Origin of the sequence: Alistipes shahii WAL 8301 (assembly GCF_025145845.1) — a bacterium.
Classification (GTDB): domain Bacteria; phylum Bacteroidota; class Bacteroidia; order Bacteroidales; family Rikenellaceae; genus Alistipes; species Alistipes shahii.
Map to the genome: position 1 here is coordinate 3,155,106 of NZ_CP102253.1, position 21,016 is coordinate 3,176,121.

At 47.6% G+C, this 21,016-nt stretch carries 33 protein-coding genes; all 33 read right to left on the reverse strand.

Translation table 11 applies throughout. The features are described from left to right. Window positions 1-26 precede the first annotated feature (26 nt). The 33 genes from NQ492_RS13185 to NQ492_RS13345 all read right to left on the reverse strand — a co-directional run bounded on the left by NQ492_RS13185 (window position 27) and on the right by NQ492_RS13345 (window position 21,015). Window positions 27-1,517 (reverse strand): phage portal protein, encoded by a 1,491-nt coding sequence (locus tag NQ492_RS13185; protein WP_015545822.1) that lies wholly within the window; start codon window positions 1,515-1,517, stop codon window positions 27-29. A gap of 25 nt (window positions 1,518-1,542) precedes the next feature. After that, complete coding sequence (gene terL, locus NQ492_RS13190; protein ID WP_015545823.1) at window positions 1,543-3,006, reverse strand: phage terminase large subunit; 1,464 nt, start codon at window positions 3,004-3,006, stop codon at window positions 1,543-1,545. Continuing rightward, complete coding sequence (locus NQ492_RS13195; protein WP_015545824.1) at window positions 3,003-3,521, reverse strand: terminase small subunit-like protein; 519 nt, start codon at window positions 3,519-3,521, stop codon at window positions 3,003-3,005. Before NQ492_RS13195 ends, terL begins: the two co-directional genes overlap by 4 nt. 7 nt (window positions 3,522-3,528) lie before the next feature. Next, on the reverse strand, window positions 3,529-5,100 hold the full coding sequence (locus tag NQ492_RS13200; RefSeq protein WP_015545825.1) for a hypothetical protein: 1,572 nt from the start codon (window positions 5,098-5,100) through the stop codon (window positions 3,529-3,531). A gap of 5 nt (window positions 5,101-5,105) precedes the next feature. Further along, on the reverse strand, window positions 5,106-5,396 hold the full coding sequence (locus NQ492_RS13205) for a hypothetical protein (protein ID WP_015545826.1): 291 nt from the start codon (window positions 5,394-5,396) through the stop codon (window positions 5,106-5,108). A 99-nt stretch (window positions 5,397-5,495) separates the two neighbouring features. After that, entirely contained in the window at window positions 5,496-5,861 is a 366-nt protein-coding gene (locus NQ492_RS13210; protein ID WP_015545827.1) for a VRR-NUC domain-containing protein, read from the reverse strand. 160 nt (window positions 5,862-6,021) lie between these two features. Continuing rightward, the gene (locus tag NQ492_RS13215) at window positions 6,022-6,402 is read right to left on the reverse strand and encodes a hypothetical protein (protein WP_015545828.1); all 381 of its coding nucleotides are present in this window, start codon (window positions 6,400-6,402) and stop codon (window positions 6,022-6,024) included. 2 nt (window positions 6,403-6,404) lie between these two features. Further along, window positions 6,405-6,668 carry a hypothetical protein gene (locus NQ492_RS13220; RefSeq protein WP_044053920.1) on the reverse strand — a complete coding sequence of 88 codons (264 nt, stop codon included), beginning with the start codon at window positions 6,666-6,668 and terminating at the stop codon, window positions 6,405-6,407. Next, window positions 6,646-7,032, reverse strand: a complete 387-nt coding sequence (locus NQ492_RS13225; RefSeq protein WP_019131461.1) for a hypothetical protein — start codon at window positions 7,030-7,032, stop codon at window positions 6,646-6,648. Before NQ492_RS13225 ends, NQ492_RS13220 begins: the two co-directional genes overlap by 23 nt. A 149-nt stretch (window positions 7,033-7,181) precedes the next feature. Beyond that, complete coding sequence (locus tag NQ492_RS13230) at window positions 7,182-7,775, reverse strand: hypothetical protein (protein ID WP_015545829.1); 594 nt, start codon at window positions 7,773-7,775, stop codon at window positions 7,182-7,184. Window positions 7,776-7,780: 5 nt separating this feature from the next. After that, window positions 7,781-8,083 carry a hypothetical protein gene (locus tag NQ492_RS13235; RefSeq protein WP_015545830.1) on the reverse strand — a complete coding sequence of 101 codons (303 nt, stop codon included), beginning with the start codon at window positions 8,081-8,083 and terminating at the stop codon, window positions 7,781-7,783. 180 nt (window positions 8,084-8,263) lie between these two features. Then, on the reverse strand, window positions 8,264-8,806 hold the full coding sequence (locus tag NQ492_RS13240) for a hypothetical protein (RefSeq protein WP_015545831.1): 543 nt from the start codon (window positions 8,804-8,806) through the stop codon (window positions 8,264-8,266). A 1-nt stretch (window position 8,807) separates the two neighbouring features. Continuing rightward, the gene (locus NQ492_RS13245; RefSeq protein WP_034780540.1) at window positions 8,808-9,050 is read right to left on the reverse strand and encodes a hypothetical protein; all 243 of its coding nucleotides are present in this window, start codon (window positions 9,048-9,050) and stop codon (window positions 8,808-8,810) included. 10 nt (window positions 9,051-9,060) lie between these two features. Beyond that, window positions 9,061-9,354 (reverse strand): hypothetical protein, encoded by a 294-nt coding sequence (locus NQ492_RS13250; protein WP_015545832.1) that lies wholly within the window; start codon window positions 9,352-9,354, stop codon window positions 9,061-9,063. A gap of 11 nt (window positions 9,355-9,365) precedes the next feature. Further along, window positions 9,366-9,788: a single-stranded DNA-binding protein gene (locus NQ492_RS13255; protein ID WP_015545833.1), complete on the reverse strand. Its 423-nt coding sequence runs from the start codon at window positions 9,786-9,788 to the stop codon at window positions 9,366-9,368. A 10-nt stretch (window positions 9,789-9,798) separates the two neighbouring features. Then, the gene (locus NQ492_RS13260; RefSeq protein ID WP_019131462.1) at window positions 9,799-9,987 is read right to left on the reverse strand and encodes a hypothetical protein; all 189 of its coding nucleotides are present in this window, start codon (window positions 9,985-9,987) and stop codon (window positions 9,799-9,801) included. Continuing rightward, on the reverse strand, window positions 9,984-10,340 hold the full coding sequence (locus tag NQ492_RS13265; RefSeq protein ID WP_122141268.1) for a hypothetical protein: 357 nt from the start codon (window positions 10,338-10,340) through the stop codon (window positions 9,984-9,986). The genes NQ492_RS13260 and NQ492_RS13265 overlap by 4 nt, the downstream gene beginning before the upstream one ends. A gap of 1 nt (window position 10,341) precedes the next feature. After that, complete coding sequence (locus NQ492_RS13270; protein ID WP_015545834.1) at window positions 10,342-11,967, reverse strand: DNA cytosine methyltransferase; 1,626 nt, start codon at window positions 11,965-11,967, stop codon at window positions 10,342-10,344. 32 nt (window positions 11,968-11,999) lie between these two features. Beyond that, the gene (locus NQ492_RS13275; RefSeq protein ID WP_015545835.1) at window positions 12,000-12,575 is read right to left on the reverse strand and encodes a DUF4406 domain-containing protein; all 576 of its coding nucleotides are present in this window, start codon (window positions 12,573-12,575) and stop codon (window positions 12,000-12,002) included. 8 nt (window positions 12,576-12,583) lie between these two features. Beyond that, complete coding sequence (locus NQ492_RS13280; protein WP_227204637.1) at window positions 12,584-13,255, reverse strand: P-loop NTPase family protein; 672 nt, start codon at window positions 13,253-13,255, stop codon at window positions 12,584-12,586. Beyond that, window positions 13,161-13,883 (reverse strand): hypothetical protein, encoded by a 723-nt coding sequence (locus NQ492_RS13285; RefSeq protein WP_015545837.1) that lies wholly within the window; start codon window positions 13,881-13,883, stop codon window positions 13,161-13,163. The genes NQ492_RS13280 and NQ492_RS13285 overlap by 95 nt, the downstream gene beginning before the upstream one ends. Window positions 13,884-13,941: 58 nt before the next feature. Beyond that, window positions 13,942-14,688 (reverse strand): hypothetical protein, encoded by a 747-nt coding sequence (locus NQ492_RS13290; RefSeq protein WP_015545838.1) that lies wholly within the window; start codon window positions 14,686-14,688, stop codon window positions 13,942-13,944. A 6-nt stretch (window positions 14,689-14,694) separates the two neighbouring features. Then, complete coding sequence (locus NQ492_RS13295) at window positions 14,695-14,964, reverse strand: HU family DNA-binding protein (RefSeq protein WP_015545839.1); 270 nt, start codon at window positions 14,962-14,964, stop codon at window positions 14,695-14,697. Between the two features lie 11 nt (window positions 14,965-14,975). After that, window positions 14,976-15,407, reverse strand: coding sequence for a hypothetical protein (locus NQ492_RS13300; RefSeq protein ID WP_015545840.1), 432 nt, complete (start codon window positions 15,405-15,407; stop codon window positions 14,976-14,978). A gap of 6 nt (window positions 15,408-15,413) precedes the next feature. Continuing rightward, window positions 15,414-15,947, reverse strand: coding sequence for a hypothetical protein (locus tag NQ492_RS13305; RefSeq protein WP_015545841.1), 534 nt, complete (start codon window positions 15,945-15,947; stop codon window positions 15,414-15,416). 4 nt (window positions 15,948-15,951) lie between these two features. Then, complete coding sequence (locus NQ492_RS13310; protein WP_015545842.1) at window positions 15,952-16,353, reverse strand: hypothetical protein; 402 nt, start codon at window positions 16,351-16,353, stop codon at window positions 15,952-15,954. A 1-nt stretch (window position 16,354) separates the two neighbouring features. Beyond that, on the reverse strand, window positions 16,355-17,095 hold the full coding sequence (locus NQ492_RS13315) for an MBL fold metallo-hydrolase (RefSeq protein ID WP_015545843.1): 741 nt from the start codon (window positions 17,093-17,095) through the stop codon (window positions 16,355-16,357). Window positions 17,096-17,100: 5 nt separating this feature from the next. Next, the gene (locus NQ492_RS13320; protein ID WP_015545844.1) at window positions 17,101-17,331 is read right to left on the reverse strand and encodes a hypothetical protein; all 231 of its coding nucleotides are present in this window, start codon (window positions 17,329-17,331) and stop codon (window positions 17,101-17,103) included. Window position 17,332: 1 nt separating this feature from the next. Next, window positions 17,333-18,118, reverse strand: a complete 786-nt coding sequence (locus NQ492_RS13325) for a hypothetical protein (RefSeq protein ID WP_015545845.1) — start codon at window positions 18,116-18,118, stop codon at window positions 17,333-17,335. Between the two features lie 22 nt (window positions 18,119-18,140). Beyond that, on the reverse strand, window positions 18,141-18,443 hold the full coding sequence (locus NQ492_RS13330) for a hypothetical protein (protein WP_015545846.1): 303 nt from the start codon (window positions 18,441-18,443) through the stop codon (window positions 18,141-18,143). Between the two features lie 11 nt (window positions 18,444-18,454). Then, window positions 18,455-20,494: an AAA family ATPase gene (locus NQ492_RS13335; protein ID WP_015545847.1), complete on the reverse strand. Its 2,040-nt coding sequence runs from the start codon at window positions 20,492-20,494 to the stop codon at window positions 18,455-18,457. A gap of 6 nt (window positions 20,495-20,500) precedes the next feature. After that, on the reverse strand, window positions 20,501-20,806 hold the full coding sequence (locus NQ492_RS13340; RefSeq protein ID WP_015545848.1) for a DUF3853 family protein: 306 nt from the start codon (window positions 20,804-20,806) through the stop codon (window positions 20,501-20,503). A 2-nt stretch (window positions 20,807-20,808) separates the two neighbouring features. Beyond that, window positions 20,809-21,015: a hypothetical protein gene (locus NQ492_RS13345; RefSeq protein ID WP_015545849.1), complete on the reverse strand. Its 207-nt coding sequence runs from the start codon at window positions 21,013-21,015 to the stop codon at window positions 20,809-20,811. Window position 21,016 lies beyond the last annotated feature (1 nt).

Sequence of the window (21,016 nt, forward strand, 5' to 3'; positions counted from 1 at the left end):
ATCTTAATTAGATACTTGGTTAGTAGTTATACGGTGGGTTCGTAAATAGACGAATAGGAAGCCGCGCTTTCTTCGGCTTCTATCTGTTCTATCTCTGCGTCCGTGTCGTTTACCCAGCCCAACTGTTGTACGGCCGTCTTCCGCGAACAAATAGCCTTCTGACCGGTGGCCGAAAGAAGAAGGTTTACGTTCGCGGCTTCGTCCTCAATCATAAACGGCACTATTTCGGGTTCGATAATAAGGCTACCGCAAGCGTCTACAAAAGCCTTATCCTTGGCGTTCATTTGTGCTAAAAACGCCTGTATTACGCTTAATCGACGCTGTAAATAATCGTCGAACACCTCGCATTTGTCCTGTACTTTTAGGTGCGCGTCCATAAATAGCAACTTCAAGGCTACACCCGAAACGGCCCCGATACCCTTTACCGAATCGAAAGCAATATCCGGCGTTTGCGTAATGGTGTAAATCATACGCAAAAGGGTTTCTATCTCTAATTTGACGCTTTCGGGGGCTTGCGCCCAGCTTAGATATTGTGCGGTCGCGCCTTCTTCGCCCTCGATAACGGCCCCGCTTTCGCCCTTCTTGGCCCAACCCAAAATAGTACCCGTAGTAAAGATTTTCGGGCTTGCGTGGTAGTCGTTGGTATCGGCGAAGTTAGAAAGCAACTTTTCCAAGCGGTCTATAAGGTTCTGCACGTCTTCCCATTCTACGGCGGGCTGGCGGCCATAGATAACCGGGATTTTGCCTATTTGGTTCTTCTTGGGGTAGCCGTCCAATAACTGCCATTGGTTGCTGGTAAGCGTCCATTTCCGTATTTCGGTATCGGTATAGGTTTCGAAATAGGTATGTTTTACCCCCGCGCTATCCTTTACGACGTATTCGCGGGAAAAAGCTACCATATCGCCCGTTTCATCGAAGTAGGGGTAAAGCCTATCGCCGAACAACGGGCTAAAAATGGCTACCCGAAGTTTGTGCGTTGAATCGAAGCCGTAGTTTTTCGTCGGTTTCTCCACCGGGTACCAAAGTTCGGCCGATTCCTTACTGCTATACATACCCCGCGCTACCTTTCGGTTAAGGGTGCGGCTTTTGTTATCGAACAAAACACGCTTTACAGCCTTCAAAACGTCGGCTTCCTTGGTGCCTTCTTCCGGTTCCGCATTAAGAATTACGGGGTTTCCAAACGTGAAGGCTACGGCCCGCTTTACTATAAGTTTCTGAATCGCCAAGGCTACGCGGGCTACCGGCTCGATACGGAAGTTTTCGGTTTCCCCGTCGCCATTGGTAACGGTCTTTATGTTCTTCTTTTCTTCGTCGTTTATATCGAAGTCGGAAAGGTCTACTTTTACCTTCTTATCCCTACGCTTTACCGGGTCGTTTACGTCGTGGCCTTGGGGGTCAAGCTGGGCGATATATTCGGCCGCGTTCGGCTCGGTCGCATTACGTCCGTTCTTCAATTCGGCAATAGCGGTACTATGGTTCTCGCTCGCCAAAAGTTCGTTAATCTGCTTGCTGTTCATTTTATTGTCTATTGATAGTTAAACATTATGCGAAATATCCGGCCGCGCTTTTCTTACCTGTAATTGGCCGTTGCTCTACGGTTCCGGTCAATGCGTCCGGCGCGTCATCGTGGGCGTTCTTGCCAACCTTCATATAGTGCGTAAGGGCTTGGTAGAAATCGGGCCACATTTGCGCCCACCCGCGCGGGAAATAGGTAAGGTTTTGCACTTCCGCGCTATGCGTAAATATGCGTACGGCTTTGTTTTGGCTTTGGTGGAACCACTTAATACGGGTTTTGTTGTTACCCATTAACCGGGCTTGTTTCTCTACATTACGCGCGAAGCCCCGGCCGCCGTTGTTGCTCTCTACTACGGCCAATTCTACCGCGTGTTTGGTTAGCATTTCGGCCGTTTTGGGTTCGGTGTACTCCATAGGTTTAGCCGTATAAAGCACGTCCAAAATAAAGTTTCCTATCTCGGTTTCAAGGTAGGTTATCGAGCAAAGGAAATCCGCGCCTTCGTCCGCCGTATCGGTATAGTTCTTAACCTTCCGTAGCTTGGTGGCCGGCAGTATGTCGTATTCCTTAAAAGGATTTTCGTACATAAGGCCCTGCAAAGGTTTGGGGTCTTGCTGGTAAAGGCTTTCGAATACGTGCGGGTTTCGGGTGCGTATGGCTTCCAACTTTTCTAAGTTGTGGCGTTCGGGCCATAGTGCCGTACCTTCTTCGCGCGGGTCGTATTCGGTAGGTGCGCCCTTCTTAATCGCTTGGTAGGTTACTACTACCCACCCGTTCGGATTGTTTACCGGGTCGTATATTCCTTGCTGCTCCAATAGGCGGCCGGCTAAGTCCTTTTCGTGCCAGCGGGTAAATACTATAAGCTGCTGGCTATTGTTGTGTAATCGGGTTTCGGCAACCGTATCGTACCAATCTTCGATAGCTTCCCGAACAACTGCCGACCACGCCGTTTTAGCGTCCTTATAAATGTCGTCCATTATCAGGGTATCTACCGGTTCGCCCGTAAGCGGGCCACCTACGCCGACGGTCTTAAAACCGCCCCGGTGTCCTACTATTTCGCACTCGTCGGCATTGCGAAGCCATGCACCGGCAACGGTCGTAATGTTCGATGAATTAAGGCGCGTTTCCGGGAATATCTCGGCATATTCCGGCGTGTCTATAATGCGCTGTATTTCGCGGTTGAACTTACGGGCTTTCGGTGCCGAATAGCTTACGACGGCTATTTTATTGTCCGGGTTCCGGCCAAGTATATAAGCCGGAAGGCGGCGCGTAGAACCTTCGCTTTTGCCGTGCTGGGGCGGCATGAATACCATTAGCTTTTTAATCTTCCCTTCCGCGAATAAGGTTAGAACGTGGTAATATCGTACATGAAATTCAGCAGGGTCGAAAGTAGGCATAGTAGCACGGGTAAACGGCAAAAGGTCGGTACGTGCTTCGCGTATCAACCTTTCCCGCAATGCGGCTATATACTCTATTTTCTCTTGGCGCGTCATTTATCTAATTTCTTTTCCAATTCGGCTATACGTGCGTCTAATTCTTCGTCGGTAAGCTGCCCGAATAAGTCCTTACCGTCCTTGCCTGTTACCTCGTTGTTCTGCCTGTTCTTCCAATTCTCCGGCTCTCCGTTGGTTAGTGTAAAGATTATCGCTGCCGTGTCCGGCTGGTAGTGTTTATCGACTATCTTTTGTTCCTTTATTCGCGGTATCTCCTTGCCGTTTATGTCGTACTTGCCGGAACCTACCGTAGTGATGTGTTTTTCCTGCACCGTGTACCCTTGTATCTTTCGTAGAAGGCTTTTTTTCGCTTCGGCTACGAAGAAGGCCATACGTTCCGCTTCGGCCTTTTTTATATTCTCCGAAAACTCCGGAAACCGGGTAATCCAATCGTAATAAGTAGAATCGGAAATTTTAACCATACGGCATACTTCCGCCACCGTATAGGTGTCGGTAGCGATAAGCGAACATATCTTTTCGGCTATCTTCTTATTGTATTTCGTCGGTCTTCCCATTACTTACTTATTGCGGTAAATCGTCCCCCGCGTGTAATTCTCCAAATTCTTCTTTAATCGCCTTCGGGTCGCCTTTGTAGAATACCAATACGTCGTCGTGAAGGCCGCTATTCGCGCGGGTCTTATTGAACTGTTCTACGGCCTTCGTTACCTGCACTTCTTCGAATTGGTCTACCGTTTCTTCTACCGAACCTTTGCAAAAGACTAATACGTTTTGGTGTAGCTTGCCAATTTTGCGGCCCGTGTTCATCTGCTTGCGAACCCGGATAGCAAGGCTTGTTACCTGGTTTACTAAAATCAAATGGTTATAGTAGCTTAGGCCGCACTCCGTAAAGGCTTCGATAGTGTGGCCTATGAAATTGCGGTAAATGCCCTTTTTATCTCGAATATCCCCAACTACGAAGACGGCAAAGCGGTTGTTCTTCAATCGGGCGCAAGCCTGCTTTATTGCGGCTTTGTAGGCTTCCAAGAACTGCGGGTAATCCATATTGGAAATATCGCGGGGGTCATTGCTATATACTTCCAAATCTGCGTACGGCGGGCAAGAAAATACCATATCGAAATCGCCGGTAACGCCGTTCTTTTGTAACACGTCTTCAAGCTGCGTACTATCGCCAACCGTCCAACGCGGCGCAATGTCGGCCGGCATGTTACCTAATACTTCCTTCGCGTTCTCGATATTGGCTACTACCTGTTTCTCCCGAAGGTCGTTACCAACGTACGGCATATTCAATTTTGCCGCTACGATACCGCGAACACTTCCACCGGCGAAGGGGTCTAAAATGCGGCCGCCCTCAATATTGAACCAACGGTAGGAAAGTTCGGTTAGAACGGGGTCGAATATTGAAGTAGTCGCCATAGCTTGTATTCCCTGCTTCTCCATTTCCGCTAACAATTCATCGGTAGACGGTTCCCGCCCCAAGGTTTCCCGAAGTGCGTTTTTGGTATCGTAAAAGGCAGGCGGTTGTGCTGATTTGGCAAATGTCAAATCTTCGTCCCTGCCTTCCTCGCTCTTTATGCCTATTTCCAACCAAGCGCGGCGGCGTTCCTGCCATTCGGCCGTACGGGTATTAAGCACGGAAAAAGGCGGCATTACGAAGTCGTCTTTAAGTCTTCTAAGCTGTTCTTCGGTATCTTCTTCCCCTTGGCCGCCTTCTCCGCCGTAGCCTTCCAATTCTACGCCCCAATCGTCGGGGGCTATATCCCACTTATCCGACGCTTGGGTAAGTGCCGCTTCGTCCCAAGCCAAGTTAGCGGCCCCGGTCGCATTGTCGGCTAAGGCAAGTTCGCGCCCTTCCCGCGTGTCTAAATCTATGTCGGTACGCTTTACCGCTACTATTTCTTCGCCGGTGGTTTCGACTATCAAAACCTTTTCTAAGCCAATTTGCCCGGCGTTTTCTACGGTCTTGTTTCCGGCTATAATACGGTTGTTCTTATCCAAAAGAATAGAACGGCCCGCCCCGAATTGGCGCAGGCTCTTTTCTATCAAACTTTGGCCGAACTGCGTACCCTTGTTAAAATTCACGTCGTCCGGTACAAGTTGGGCTATATCCGCTTCTATAATCTTCTTCGGTGTCATAGGCTCTACACGATGAAGTGGAAGACTAAGCGGGCCAATAGTACGTTAAGGACACCGGCAAGTACACCGACTACCGAAAAAATGAAATCCCAAACTTCCGGGGTTCCTTTCTTGCTGAAATTGTCGTAAAGCTCTTTCCCGGCGGCGGCCGCAATCCCGGCGCAAAGGCCATAGAATACACCGAAAAGCCCCACGAAGAAGGCGATAATAAAGCCCGCCGCTAAATGTAGCCATTTGTCCGAACTGAATAAGTAGCCCTTAAAGGTCGTAAGAGCCTGTAAAATCTTTTCTTTCATACCTGCGTACGTTTATTTGTGTGTAAATATTCGCGTTACGCAAAAATAAAAGAAGCGTATTATTATAATACGCTTCTTTATCCAAGAATAATTAAAAAGTTACCAACATAGATGGGGGATATATGCCCGTATAACCTGCTGGAAATCTTCTAAGGAACGGCAAACGATGTACTTATTACCGTGCGCTTCGGCCAACGCTTGCCACTCCTTTTGCGTGGGTGTCTGCCGGCTGCTTTTGCTGGGGGTCTTAAACTCGATACAAAGGGAATGAAACCCGCCGGAAGGGTAAAGTAGGATAAGGTCGGCAACCCCGGCCGTTACTCCTTCGCCCTTCATAATCGCGGCTTCCTTTGCGTTCCTCGCCCCGCCGTTCGGAACCGCGAAAAGAAGGCGGCCTATTTTCGGGTACTGCAACCGGAACCAAGTAACGCAGTCCTTCTGTATTTGGCTTTCTATATGTCGCATTTAACCTTTGTTTTATACCAAATCTTATGTTTTTTACACGCTATCGCATTGCGACTTTTTATTACGTTCTGTAACTTGCAATGGTCGTTATTGCTGGTTGCATCTCGTTCAAGGTATATGCAACTCCAACAATGTCTTTTTTTGCTTTGTCCCATAAATTTTATTCTTTTTCGTATAAGCGGCAAGCCGGGTTAGTTACCTTTATTCGCTTCAATCCGTTACCCGTTCTTCGGCTCTTTTGAAGGGCGCAACTTTGCACTATCTTCGTGCTATGGTCGTTCAATTCCCAACGCTGGCGGTGCTTACAAGTCCGGCAAGTCGGTAATTCCTGTTTGGCTCCGGTTTTAACGGCGGCTATAAATTTGTCGTAATCCATAGCCGAATATGCCTTTAACCAATCTTCGCGTACCAAAATATCGCGCTGGAGAACATAGGCGTAGAATACGCCATTTACCCGGCACCCGCCCGAAAAACGAGCGACCGATAAATACGGCTGCTTCGTAACGTCGGCAACTACTATAACTTTATCTGTGTCGAACATACCTATTCGTGTTTAACCGTTAATAAATACTTCTGTTCCCGTTCGGCCCGCTTAATCAATCGTTCTATATCTTGCCCTACGTCCGTACCGTTCCCGTTCTGAAATCCCACCCAATTTTTTACCTCGCAACCTCTAAGGGATTTTACTTTAAGAACCTGTATTAACGTCGAAGAAAGACCGCTTAACCTACAAGCCAATTCCTTCTTTTCGGCTTTTAGTGTCCTTATTTCTTCCTGTAAAGCCTTAGTTTCTTCGTTCTGCTTCATACTCATTATTTTGCTTTCTGTAATCAAATAACCGGGGCTTTACCCCTTCGCGGCGCATAATCGAAGCAAGGATAGTTATTTCGCCTTGCGCGTTTTGTTGCTGGCGTTCCGCATCCTTAACGACGGTTATAACCCCGTCTTTCTCCCAAAGTAGCCCCCATTTATCCGGCAAATCGACTTCGGTTATCAATCCTTCGGGACTGCAATAGTACCGAAAGGCCCCTACGCCTTCTTCCGGCTGCTGGCGGAAACTCTTTTTTGCATCGGCCAAGAAGTCGGAACGCGAAACCTTCACTTCGATAAGAACCGTAGCCCAATAGTTCCACCCGAAAACGTCCGGGATTTCTTGGCTGGCCGTTACCAATTCTACGGCAACGTATGGGCAGTAGCTGGAGCCGAATTTTGGCTTTCGTAACCATTTCCCCGCTAATCGGCATAATTCCCGGTGTCGGCTGTTATCGTGCGGCTGTTTTGGTTCCGGGAAGGTGGGGGGCAGTATCAATAGCCCCCGGTCTACGTCCTTTTCTTCCCATAGCTTCGTTTCATTATGAAGCGGCCAATAGTGCGGGCCGCAACCCAATAACCGATAGTTTTCATGTATAGCCAAATAGCCCGCCTAAGTTTTCGTAATGCGTCCTGTACGCTACTGGCAATCCAGCGATGTTTTATGCCGTTCTTTGTATCTTTAAGTAGGTCGGCGTACGCTTCGGCTCGCGTACGGAAGTATGTATTTTCGTACATTATTCGCCCCGTGTGGGTGGTATTGGGCCAACCGTATTCCTCGCATTGTTCGGCCTTTACTGCCCAATTCTCGGTAGTAAATACCGGAAGGTTACGGGCGAAGGTGTCCGGTTCATCAATCAAGGCCCGAAGTACCCCGTTTTTTTCGTCTGCCTTAATACGAGCGGCAAGCTGTCCTATTTCACTATTTTCTCCGGGCGTAACCAATGATGAATAGAAAACTTTACCGGTTTCTATATTTATGGCTATAAGCCCGTGAACAAACCCGGAACCGATACAAATACAATCCCCGCCGTATTTTTCTTCGTTATATATAGCCACGATATACCCTATATCGTAATGCTGCTTTATTGCTTTGAATCCCATAATATCTACTTTTTAGCTTCTACTTCTTGTTTCGCACGATAGTTTACTACCGTTTGGGCTACTCTGAATACAAGCCCGGTTATTGCGTCGCGCTGGGACTTCGGCAGGCCGCTTTCAAGGTTCGCAACCTTTATAAAAGTTTCCCTAATACCTTCTACCGTAAATATTCCCGCATCCTTCAATGCGTCGTACGGTGTCCGGCGATACCTGCAACCTTCTTGCGGAGCCGGTCGGTTGTTATAGGCTTCTATTTCGTAGCCTAAGAACTCGTTAAATTTGTCGTCTTTAATTATGTCCTTTACTTTCATCGTCTTTATCTTTATGTATGTTATAATCTTTATTCGCGTCGTAGCCGCACCAAGTACAATAACCGAGGGCTACATTAAGCGCATAGTTTTCGCGCTGGCATTTGGGGCATATTATAAGCCCTATACTTCCGTCGTCGTCCCTATATAGGCCATTCGGCAAATTGTCGCTTCGTGTTCCCATTAGTACCGCCTTTTTGTAAAGTGAATAATAGCGAAGTCAATCGTAACGGCAGAAGCAAGCCCGGCGAACTGCGGGTACTTCTTATCTGTTTCGGCGAAAATCGGCGCGAACCATGCCTTAAAATCGTCTACCGTAAGCCCGTCGTTTTCGGCTAAAATCTCCAGGGGGACGGGGTGGCCGTCTACCTCTGCCGTATAATCGTAATAAGTGGCAGTTGCTATCGGTTTATCCTGTTCTTCCGCATAGTGATTTATTACACGACGTTCGCGCCGTAACGCCAACCTTTGCACGCCTACAATGCCGGCCGGAATCTCGGTTATAACTTCTTGGGGGCTTCGGTATGGCTTCGCGCTCCATTGGCGGACGCTAAGAACTCCACCCGTAGCCGTTATTTTTTCGATTTTTGCCCGCCAATACCCGTAATTGCTTCGGCAGGTGTGTACCTTCCGCCCGTCGGCTACTTTGGCTATAAAGCCCGTTTCTTGCCCTTTACGGGGGTGCTTCGGGCCGAAGTATTTGCCAAGTGTTACTACTGCTTTCATACTATTGTGTTATTAAAACGTCCGACTTATTCACGGTTACGCATATTGGCTGTAATGGCTGGTTAAATGTTCGAAGGGCTACCCAAAGTTCCCCGGTTTCCGCTATCTTCTTCCGTTCTTCTTCGTCCAACTCAAAGCAAAAAACCGCCGTTCCGTCTTCTGATTTATATGCAGGAAGGGGGTAATATTCGGGTTGATTTTCTCCGTAAACTGCATTTACTTCCTTAAATTGTTTTGCTTTCATACTCAATATTTTAATTAACTTTTGTTCGGTTATAAAGTAGGTGCGTATCTATTCCGGTAGCGTTAAAGACCAAGGCCCGAACGTCTTGCCCTAATTTTTCTACGGCTTTTAAGGTGTCTTCTTGGCTAACTCCTTCGGCCTGCTGCTTCTCGAAAAACTTATCTAATAGTGCGCTCATAAATATTTTTGTAGAAGCCCGGAACCCTTCTAAGGTGTAATTCGGTTTTGCTCCGTTAAATGCTTCGTACTCCCAAAGGGTAGCTTCCATTTCTTCAAGCACGGGGCTTAATTTCTTTCCTATCATATCGATAATTGTTAAAATGGCAAATCGTCTACTTCTTCGGGTTGCTGATATGCCGGCGGCGCGTAAGTTGGTGTAGCGGCCGAAGTCGTTACGGCCTGCTGGGGGGCTTCTGTTTGGTCAGCCCGGTTTCCGCCTAAAAGCTGCAATTCTCTAACCCGGCAATTTATACCGGCTTGCAATGCTCCGCCGGCTTCATATGCCTTGGCCGAAAGTTCGCCGCGAATAAATACGCGGGTACCCTTCTTCAAATAGTTAATTACCTGGCTTTCTCCGTATTTAAGGCAACTTACCCAAGTCGTACGTTCGTGTCGTTGCCCCTGCGAATCTTTATAGCTTTCGGTATGGGCTACGCTGAAAGCTATGTACTTTTGTCCGTTAAGGTCTTTAATAATGGCGTCCGCTCCGAGGTTGCCAATTGCTTCTAATACTAACATATTGCTTTAATTATTTGGTTATTAACTCTATTCCTTTGGCTACTACTAACGGCTGTTCTTCGCTTAATTTCCCGATAAAAGCCGTTATAATTCGCCCTTGGTCGGGGTTTATGCCTAACGGCGAAAATGTCCCGTTACTGTTCTTTACTACCAGCAAAATAGCTCCTTCCGGCAACTTGCTTAAATCCTTTGTTTTCATTTTGTTTTAAGTCCTTCTATCTTATAAAAACCTTCTTCCGATGCTTCGATAAGGTTGTACCGGGTTGATTTTTTAATTTCGATACCTATACGGCGAAACAAGGGCGCAACCCGAATACACGTAACCGAACAAGCCCCATTTTTCCGTACATAAACCCGGAAAGCGTCGGGGTCTGTATTATAGGAAACTTTCAAGTGCAAAGCCCCGCGTTCATCGTGGGCCAATAGTACCCCTTTATGCTCTGAAAGGTTAAGTTCTGCAACTGCTCGGCTACTGAAAAATAAATAGCCGGTAGAAGCCAACGTAACGAACATTTTACCGGGTTTCGGTGGTTTAATAATTCGTAGTGTCATTCTATGCAACTTTTAATAGTTCGTCTACAATTTCTTCTACCAAGGCTTCGCAAAGAACACGGGCTATATTCACTTCTACCGCATTGCCGATAAACTTCTTTTGGTCGGCTTGCGTCCCTATAAGGGTGTAGTTTTCCGGGAACCCCATAATTCGCTTTAACTCGATAATTTTTAACATTCGCATTTTTATATCGACGATACCGTAAAGGGCCATAAACTCCTTTATTTTCCGCATTGGGCCGCTATCGGTTTCGTAAATCTCTATTGCCAATTGTCCGCACTCCGTAGCAATAAGGTACGGGGGCTTTTTATCCATTTTGGCGATAAGGGTAAAGCACGGCTTTTCGACGGAACCGCCGGCGTTAGAAAATTGAGGGTTCATAAGATACCATTTGCAGGCTATTACGTTTTGCTTGGGATTCGTCATTACCGCCGGGCAAGGGTTATCCAAGGATGATAATTGCCCGCCGCCGCTATAATTGTTCGCTATAAATTCCGGCTTTACCACCGAAAACCTATCTTTCGTTGTAATAGTGGGCGAAGGCATATTTACGGAATGATTATTACCGTTTCCATAGTATGCCGAAAGAAATTCGGCCCCTACTAAACTATGGTGGTCTACGGTCGTAATGGTTCCCGCTACGTTGTCTACGCTGGAAACCTTGCTTTCCGGGTGTCCGCTAAAATGCTTTGCGAGAAAATGAATGTTCGCTATCCCTAACCTGTTTTGGCAAGCTACGGTAGGGCATGGTTCATCTATCGAAGGCGGGATATGCTTCCCCGTCTTCTTATTGACTGAATTATATTTAATCAAAAACGAATCCTTCCCGCCTGCTACGAACTTTATAAGGCCCGCGTATATGCGTTCCAAGGTCTTAGGCGAAAGCGGTTTTTTACGATTAAAGATACTTTCCCCTTCATCGGCAAAGTCCAAAACTTCCTTTACGGGTTTCCACTTCGCCAAGCTGCCGAAAAGGTCGCCGCCCCCGGTCTTTGAGTGGGTAGGCTTCGGCCATACAATAGGTAGGTACGGTTTGGCAAATATCCCGAAGAAACGCTTTCGGCTGGTATATGCCCCATAATCCGCTGCATTAAGTATTCTATGGTCGAACTTGTACCCGTAGGCTTTTACGTTATCTACCCAATTGGTATAAAGCCGCCCTTTGTCCCTGCTAATCGGTTTTCCGTTTTCGTCCAAGTCGCCCCAGCTCATAAATTCTTCTACGTTCTCGATTTGGATATAATCGGGGGTAAGAGCTTCTATGTACCTAAACAAGTGTTCGGCAAGGGTACGGCTATCTGCGTCGCGGGGCTGGCCGCCTTTGGCCCGGCTGAAATTGGTACATTCAAGCGAAGCCCAAAGCACAACTTTCGCCATAGGGTACATTCGGCGCATTTCGGCGGTATGTTCTGCCAATGGGCGTAAGTCCAAGGTTCGCATATCTTCCGTATAGTGCTGCGCTTCGGGATGATTGGCCGCGTGGCTCGCTATGGCGTTCGCGTCGTGGTTTACGCAAGCTATAACCTTCGCGCATTTTCGCTCCTTATAGTTGGCCTTCTCTACGCCTGTACTTGTTCCACCCGCACCGCAAAACAAGTCTATATATAGTAATCTAATGTTGTCCATTTCGTATTATAGTCAGACGCTTTCGCGGAAAATTAGTCTTTTGATAGGTGGGCTTTGACTGCGTTTGCATAAGCCCTAAATTCGGGGGTATATCGGTAATCATCCGGGTACTTTCTGAGGTAGTAGATAATAGTAGCATGGTTCCGCTTCATCTCTTTTGCAATCCTTACCACCGTTGCCCCTTCTTCACGGCATAGCTGGGCGAAAATCATACGGGAAAAGACGTGTTTTTGCTCTCTACTTTCGCCTATAATATCGAAGAATGAAACGCCCATGCCTTCGGCTATCGCCTGCTTTATGTGCTGGAAGGCAGGTACTTCTTCGTAAATAATTGTCTTTCCCGTTAGTTCGGCTAAATTCTTTTCAAGCGTAGCCCCTTTGGAAAATCCCCAATCGGGCAACAAATAAATAGCGTCGCACCCCATAAGTAGAAGAACGTCCATAGCTACATGGGCTTCCCAAGAGGCGGTAGCCGGAATACCGTTTTTAAGCGGGTTTATCACTTCGTAACCTTGGGCTTTTAACTTGGTTTCCGTTTCGTCGAACTTTGCCGCTACTTCTTCTATTGGTAGGCCGCTAATTCGGCCTGAAATGTATATCTTTTCCATATTGGCTATTATTTTCTATAAGAGTAATTTTCAAACGCTATTCTGTCGAACATTTCCGTAAATCGGTCGGCTATCCGTTCGCCGTATTTATCTGCCAGGTCTTCCGCGCTTAGATTGCTGGTCATAATTGTAAACTTCTGCCGGTCATACCGGTAGTAAATCGTATCGACAAAAGGACTAATTTCGTTTCCCCAAACCTTCACTACGGAAGGTTCCGTACCTACGTCGTCAATCGCCAATAACTCGGCTTTCTTAATGTAGTCGAAGCGTTCCGGCTGGTTCTTGGCTATGTCTGCAAGTTCCAAAGCCGATACCGCCAAAACATTTTTACGCCGGTCTGAATATAGGCTTTCGTACAGTACCCCTATAAGGCTACCTATTGCACGAACTAAGGTTGTTTTGCCATTGCCTACTGTTCCATGAAGAAGAAGCCCCGGTTTATGGTTTCCCGTCAGCCATTTTGCCGCCTTTTCTATATGGCTTTGGGTTGCTTCGTCGTCGATGAACTGCATACGCCGCCGCATAACTTCGGCTATATAACATTCGCGCAACATTGCCGGCACGTCTTCGGTGTATTTATCGACCTTAAAGCGTATCGGTATATTTCTTTTTTGAAGTACCGCCCGGAACCGCGCCAAGTCTACCCGTTGCGGCCCCTGTTTGTTGTCCTTTTCGTCCATTTCCGCTATTCCCTTTTTCGTTACGCTCCCAAGTTCTAACCGCTGCTCTCCAATCCTTCATACAGTTGCGGCCCACCTTCCAACCGTTAGAAGTATAGTAATCTATCCACGCTTGCGGGTCTACGTCGTTGCCCCGTTCTTGGCAATACGCCGCAACTTCTTCTAAGGTAGGTTTCTGAAAGATTGTACCGCCTTTTGTTTTAGGGGCTGCCTTACCCTTGCCTTGGGGCTTGCCAGCACCTAACGTCGGCCCTTGCGGTAGCTGGGTAATACCTTCGTTCAAAACCCGCATAAGGTCGTATTTTTCAAGTTTTTGCAATACCGATTTATGCGCGTTGTTCGTAGGGTTCAAGTTCGATAACCCGCCGTACTGAAATATGATAAATTCGGGTAAAAACGCTTTGCTTCCGTTATTGAAGAAATGGATTCTTCCGGCAAAGGCTTTTTCGAAGTCCTCTAAATCGTACGTTTCGCCGCAATAAAGCCCGGCTACCTCTAAGTCTACTTCCCATATTCCGGCGTTGTCGCACTCGCAAAAAAGGTACACCCAAAGCAATTTATAAGCGGGCGGTAAGTCCCTTATAAATCGTTTCTTAAATAGGTCGGTATCTATAAATCTTTTTGCCATTTTGTTACTTTTGAAAAGCTACCCCGGCCCGGAAACCGGGGTAGCTGGGTTAATACTGCTATTGCTCGATAATCGCAATTTCGGGGCTTAGTTCCCGAATGCGGGCTACCTGCACGTCTATAATTCGGTCGCGCAGGTCTTCCAAAAGCTGGCACGCTCCGGGGCTTACAAGTTGTAGGGTTACGTCGCGGCCGTTTACCGAAGCGTAAAATTCCACTTCGATAGTTTCCGCCGGCATACCTTTGAAAATCGGAATTTGAAGGGTAAAGGCTTCCGGCAGGTTACTCATAACCACGCCGCTATAATTGTCTTTGAAGTCGCCCTTTTCGCTCTTTTGCTTCTCTACCTTGGAATTTACGGTAGCTTCGAAGTTTTTAAGTTCGGTTACGAGCTTCATATTCGCGGTTTTGTCCGGGAAAAATGCGCGGTTCATTTTGAAGAACTGCCCCAACTCGTTAGGTTCCCAACCTTTGCCGGCGTTAATCCCAAATTCGGAAAATTTGGGGTGCGTAGTCAGTTTTCCAACGATTCGCCCGCGTCTATATTCGTCGTCTTCGTTCGTGATAAGGGTAATACTTACCTGTTCACGGTCTACTAAGACGTGGCAGCGCAACGGGTTAATTTGTTCGGAATCGTACCGCCGTAATTCCAAAAATTCAACCGGCGCACCGATAACACCGGAAAGGTCGATTTTTACCGGGGGCTTGGGGGCAAGAACTGCGGGGGCCTCGCCCTCACGTACGATAATTTCCGCCTGCGTAGTTCCTTCGGGAAGGTTTACTACTACTTTTTTGTTTTCGTCCATACTTTTTTACTTGTTGATTGTGAAACTTTTACTTGGTTTGAAGTGGGCTACTTCGTGCGCCGGTACGATAATCGTAGTACCGGCGGTAATGTTACGGGCTTTCTTTTCGGCCCGTTTCTTCGGCTGGAAGGTTCCGAAGCCACGAAGGTAAACGGGTTCCTTGCGCTGTACGCATTCCTTAATTGCGTCTAATGTGGCTTCGATAATCGGCCTTACGTGGCTATCGTTTTGCCCGGTCTTACTGCCAACGACTGTAATTAAATCTTGCTTCGTCATTGCTTTGCTTTTTAGTTGTTAGTACCTGTTTTTCTTCCGATTTGGAAAAGTGTTGTTTGTAATTCTTCGCTGTACGCCGGCCGGCTCTCGATAAGGTCGCCGTTCTCGTTGTAGTAGCCGACTTCGCGGGCTTCTTGGTCGATGAACTTAAAGCACCTTTCGGTAACAAATTCGGCTTTCTTCTTCAAACCGTCCAAGGTCTTTTTTCGCTCCGTCGTAAGGGGTTCCAAACGGGCCTTAAAGTCCTTCATCGCGGCCGTCTTTTCTTCCTCGATGTCGTTAATTTCGATGTCCGTTTCCGAAAGGCTTTCTTTCATGCGGGCCAATTCTTCCGGGGTAAAAGGCTTCATATACCCCTTTTCTTCCACCGCGTCGCAGTTATCCATAAGGAAGGCTACGCGCTTCTTGCCTTGTTCAAGGTCTTTCCCTAATTCTCTTTCCATGTTGCATTATTTTTTGATTAAAAGAAAATCGTTATAAAGACCTTCGAACTGACGGCCCGCGTACGTGGCGAGTTCACGGGTTTTATAGCAAAGCCGGGAGCCGACAGTCGCCGTCGTATACGAAGCCGCGTAATTCGTAGACGCGTACGAAAAGCCGGCATGAGCGGGATTATACACGAACCAAGGCCAATATTTGTACTCGTTGCTATTGGCCCAATCCGGCCGCCAACCTTCGTTAAGGGCTTCGGCAATGGTCTTTAACTTGCGGTAGGCTATTTCGTCCTTGGTAAAGCCTAACTTCGCTAATACGGTTTCGTTCATCGGCTCAATGCCAAGCACAGCGCAAGCGTCCGCGTAGGTCTTTACGCGCTTGGTAATGTCCTTCGGGGCAACCATTTTTACGGCCTGTAATACGGTCGTATTAACCCCTAACTTCTCGGCCAATCGTTCGGCTTCCTTGCTGGCAGCCTGTTCGTTCTCGTGTTTGTACGTCGGTGCGCCTTGGCCTTCGGCGTAAACCATAAAAAACTGCTTTTCCATTTTGTTATTTGTTAAAAAGTGAACTTTGTTTTTCTTCCCTCTTTTGCTCGTAAAGTATTCGCCTTTGTCGCGCAATACTCAACCGGACGGCCCTAATAGCGTCTTCACGCCCTTTTAGGCTTTCTTCGTACTCCAATAGTTCCGCTTCGCTTTGGGCGATAAAATACCCTTCGGAAGTGGCTATTAAGCCCGGTATAAGGTCGTTTGTCCTTATGTGGTTTATAATCTTCCTTACCCGTGCGTCGTTTAGTTTATAGGAACCTTTAAGGGTATTTACGATATGCTTGTTTGTAACGGCATTTTCGCGCCCTATTTTCGTCCTAAGCCCCCGTACGAGAAGCGGAAGAAGTACGCCCATTTCGTAATCGTTTAAGGGCTGCGTTTCTTGGTCAAATCCTTTAATCATATCAAAAGGGGGTTTTGTCGAAATTGATTATTAGCCCCGCTTCGGCTATATGTACGGTCTTACCGGTTGCGGCTCGCACTCCGGCCCGGAATTGTTCGGCGTTGCTGTTACCGTCGGAAAGGTGGATAAGAACAATATTATTTACCCCCTTTATATCGTTGGCTTGTAACGCCTGTACGCAATGGTCGTAGCTTAAATGCGATTTTAGCGTACGGTTCCGAACAACGGCGGGAATGCGCCCGGCCGCTATATTCGCGTCCAATAGGTCTAAGCGGTAATTACATTCTATCAATACGTTATTAAGTCCTGCAAACTTGCAAGGCAAGTAATAGGTATCGGTAGCGAATAGGATATTACCCGTTTCTTCGTGATTGATGAAGAACCCCAAAGGCTCGGCGGAATCGTGCTTAGTCCCGAAAGGAATAATTCGGAAACCGCCGAGGGTAAAAAGGGTTCCGGCTTTGCAAACATTCGCGCGGCGCGGGCCTTCTATTGGGGTGTTCTCAATTGTACCGGCCGAAGCGTAGACGGGTACGGTAGCTTTCAATACTTCGTTAATGTAGCCTGCGTGGTCTTTGTGTTCGTGGGTAATTAGGCAGCCTACAACCTTCGTTATATTGTAGTCTAACGCTTGCTTCACGCTGGCGAACCTTACGCCCGCTTCCAATAACAAGGCTTCGCGGTCGTTCTCCAATATGTAGCTATTTCCGTGGCTGCTACTGCCTAATACTTTTAGAACCATTGTAACTACGCTTCTACGATTTTGCGAAATGCTTTACGCTTCCTTTTTAGCGGAAGGTTCCGGCCGATGAAGTCCATAGCCGTAGCGAATTTGCCCGAAAATCGAATAAGGGCTTTGTCTTGCTGGGCTACGCTCTGTTCGTTCTCCTTCGCCATGTCCGCCGCTTTGTTAATCCGGGCGTTCATTGCGTCGATGTCCTTTGCCGTCAGAATGGCAATACCAAAAATTACTTTCATATTAGAATCCAGGTGTTTTAAGTGGCTGTTTGGTTCCGTTCGTTTCTGCTTGGCCGAAATCAAGTGTTCCGCCGGTATTGGCGTTATTCTGTATTTCGGTTTCTACCTCGTGGGTAACGTCCTTATATTCCACGTCTTCAACGGGGCCGCTTTGTTCATCAGCGTCGCCGAAGTCGCAACCGGTTATATACTCGTAAAGGGCTTTTTTGGCGCGTCGTTCGGCTTTACCCCGGATTTGGTCGGGGCTGCTGTAATCGTCCTTCTTCACGGTTGCCACTATTCCGAAGCTGTTTTTTTCTCCGTTGTACGTGTAGCTGATTTTGCAAGGCACCTCCGCAAATCCGGCGGTTTGGCCTTTGTCAAATGATACGTCGATGAAGTATTTTACGCCGAGTTTCCGAAGAAGGGCCGTATAGCCTTCCTTGGTCGGGTACATTCGTTCGGCAATAATATTAAATTGGTTGCCGGTCGGAAGAAGCCCGATACTTACCGCGTCTATAATCGCGTCCCGAACAACCGGGATAGTATAAAGCGGTTGTACCGTCCCGTTTTTACGCGGCCGCCCGTTACGGTCGGTAAGAAAGCCTACCTTCGTGTTCATAAGCGGCATAAATACACGCTCCATTACTTCGTCGGAAAGAGCTTCGCGCAAAAGGGCAATTACGTTTACGGCAGTAAATGCCGCGCCGAAGTTGTTTACAATCTGCAAGGCCGAAGCGTCCTTACAGGCAAGTTCAAATTTCCGCTTTGCTTCGTCAATTACGGTTAATCCTTTTTCTTCTGCCATAACTCATAATTTTTATAGGTTGTTATTCGTTTTCAAGAAGTCGGCTTAACTTCTTCAAGGTCGCTAATTCCATAGCTTCGGCAGCAAGCGGCGCGGTTTGTTTTTCGGTGAAGAAATTCGCCAACCCCTTTATTACTTGCCCACCGTTACCGCCTACTGCTATTACGCCCTGCACATTCTCGCTTTCGCCGTCCTTATTGTCCTTAACGTCCGTGCCGATAAGGATAAAGGCCCGGCCTTCGTTGTCTTTTACCGCCTGCGTAAGCGTTTCGGCGATTTGCTCCAACTGCTGCGCGAACTCGCGCTTTTCTTTGTTCTCGTTCATAACTTTAATTTTTATAAGTGGTTAATGGTTAATTCTCTGTCGGTGGTTACAACCAATTTTACAAGCTGGGAAGCAACCGGGAATAGTTGGTTTACGCTTTCGGCGTTGTCGATGAATACCGGTGCGCTTACCCCGTGATACAGGCAAAGCGTGTTAATGATGTCAAGCCCGGCGTTTATCTTTCCGGCAGTATTGAGGTCTGCGTACTTAACCCCGTCTACCATTGCGATACAAGTAGGGGTTTCGCCGCCATTTAGCTGGGCTTCGAACATTCGGAAGCGGACGGTTTGGAACTTACTATTTACCCGGCGTTCTACTTCGTCCATTCGGGCCTTATTAAGTTCGTCTATCGTAAATTCCTGCTTTTCTAAGTCTGCTTGCTGCTGGGCTAATTCCTTTTCCCGCGCCAATATTTCGGCCTTCTTTGCGGCGTTCTTTTCAATGGTAGCCCGAATATTTAGCTTTTGTTTTACTTCGTCCAAAAGGGCCGTAAGTTCCCGTTTCTTGGCGGTAAGCTCGGTAGTATCGGCCGCCGGTATATCCGAAATGGTAGCGGATATTTCGGCTATCCGGGCTTCTATCTCCTTCCATTCGGGTAAGTCTTCGGGGATAATGTCGGTAGATACGGTTACTTCCGGGTTGGCGGCTATTTCCGCTTCCAAGTCCTGTAACTTCTTCGCGTATTCGGCTTTCTTGGCGGCGATAACTTCCATACGTTCGGAAAGTTGGGCTTCCAATTCCTGTAACCGGGCTTTCTTTTCGGCTATTCGCTGGTTTAGCGTTTTGCCTTCTTCGGTAATCCGGGTAAGGTCGCGGGTCTTGGCTTCGTCGAATTTGGCCCGCGCCTTCTCTTTGGCAATAGCGTCCATACGCAAAACGCTTGCGTCCGAGCATAAGGTTTCGTATATCGGGCAAATAAGGCCGTCGGTACTTACTTTGTATTCTTCGGCGTTCCGCGTATTCCATTCTTCGCGCTTGGCTTCCACCTTGGCGGATAAGCCCGCTATTTCGGAAGTAAGGGTTTTAATAGTATAGCGAATATCGGAAAGGCCGTTTTCCGAAGCGGTATTATAATTTTCTGCTTCCCGCTTGGTTATTTCGTAGCTGGTCTTAACCTCGTTACGTTTGGCATTCTTCTCGTAGCCTTCCTTTTGGGCCGCCTGCCTTGCCCGAAAAATTATATCTTGCTGCTGGTTCCGAAGGTCGTTAATCGCTTTGCGTTTTCCCTGCACCCCTTCGTAGTGTTTGCGGGCCGTTTCTGCAACGTCCGTAATAGCCGTTTCCACTTCTTCCAATTCGGCGGATAAGCGTACCTTTTCGGCTTCCAAGGCTTCGTAATCCGGTGCTTCGGGCGTAACGCTGTCTATTGCGTTAATCTCGATAGGGCATTTCCCCAAACCTTCCTTAATCCGGCTTTTGCGGTAGGCTATTTCTTGCTTGAACTCCGCCAAATCTTTACCGGAAAGCAGCGAAAGGATAGCCGCAAAATCGGCGCGACCGGCGGCCACTTCTTCGTATGTTACACCCCCGGCAATGCGTAGCAATATTTCGCGCTGGGTCTTCCAATCCAACGAAGGGAAGTAAGCCGGGTTCGTAATTAACTTAAAAAGTTGTTCTTCGGTTATGGCCGTTACTTTCTCTTGGAACGCTCCCGCCTTAATTTCTACGCCATTGCAGAAGTAATGCGTAGTATTTCCTTTAAGTTCTACTTCGGCCTTGCCGCGCGGTTTTACCCAATCTTCCGTAAGGGTGCGGGTAAGGGCTACTTCTTCGCCGTTTACGTCTAAAACCGCCGTTACGGAATGTTCCAATTTAAGTATAGGGTTCCCGTCCGGGCCGACCGTCTTAACGGTAAATGCGCCTTTCCCGCTATCCGTACGGTCGTTACTGTCTTTGCCGAAAAGCACCCAAGTAAAAGCGTCGAAAACGGTGCTTTTACCCGTCGCGTTTGCGCCGGCAATGGTGGTTACTTCGCCGAATTTTACGGCCAAGTCCCTAATACCCTTAAAGTTTTTAAGGGTCAATTCTTTTAATGTTACCTTCTTGCTCATAACAAGTTATTTATTTCGGTTGTTACTTTTCTTTGCTCGCTTTGCGGCCAACTCTAAGGCTTTTTCCGCATCTACTATTATCAACCTTCCGACCTGCCTATATGCGCCGTCGATTAATCCGCTTTGCTTTATGCGGCTGGCGGTAGTCTTGGAACATTTGAATAGTTCGGCAATCCCGGCCCGGCCGTAGACGTACTTTTTATTTGGGTCTTTGGTAACGTCTACTTCTATCCGGGGGCTTTGTCCTTTCCCTATTAGTTCCAATAATTCCCCCGCCGTAAGGTCTATAAGTCTTGTATTTAAGTCTGCCATACCTAACTGTCTTGCGGGTCTTCCGGTGGTGGGACCCGTTTTATAATGCGGGCGGCATTAGCGAAGTTGGCAACCTCTAAAAACAAGAACCAAAACGGGGCTTCCGCCGTGCTTGCAAGAAGGCAAAACGATATAACGAAATACCATACTATCGCCTTCTGTTTTAGCGTCAATCCCGAAAGGGACAATTCTTTAATTAGTTGCTTCATA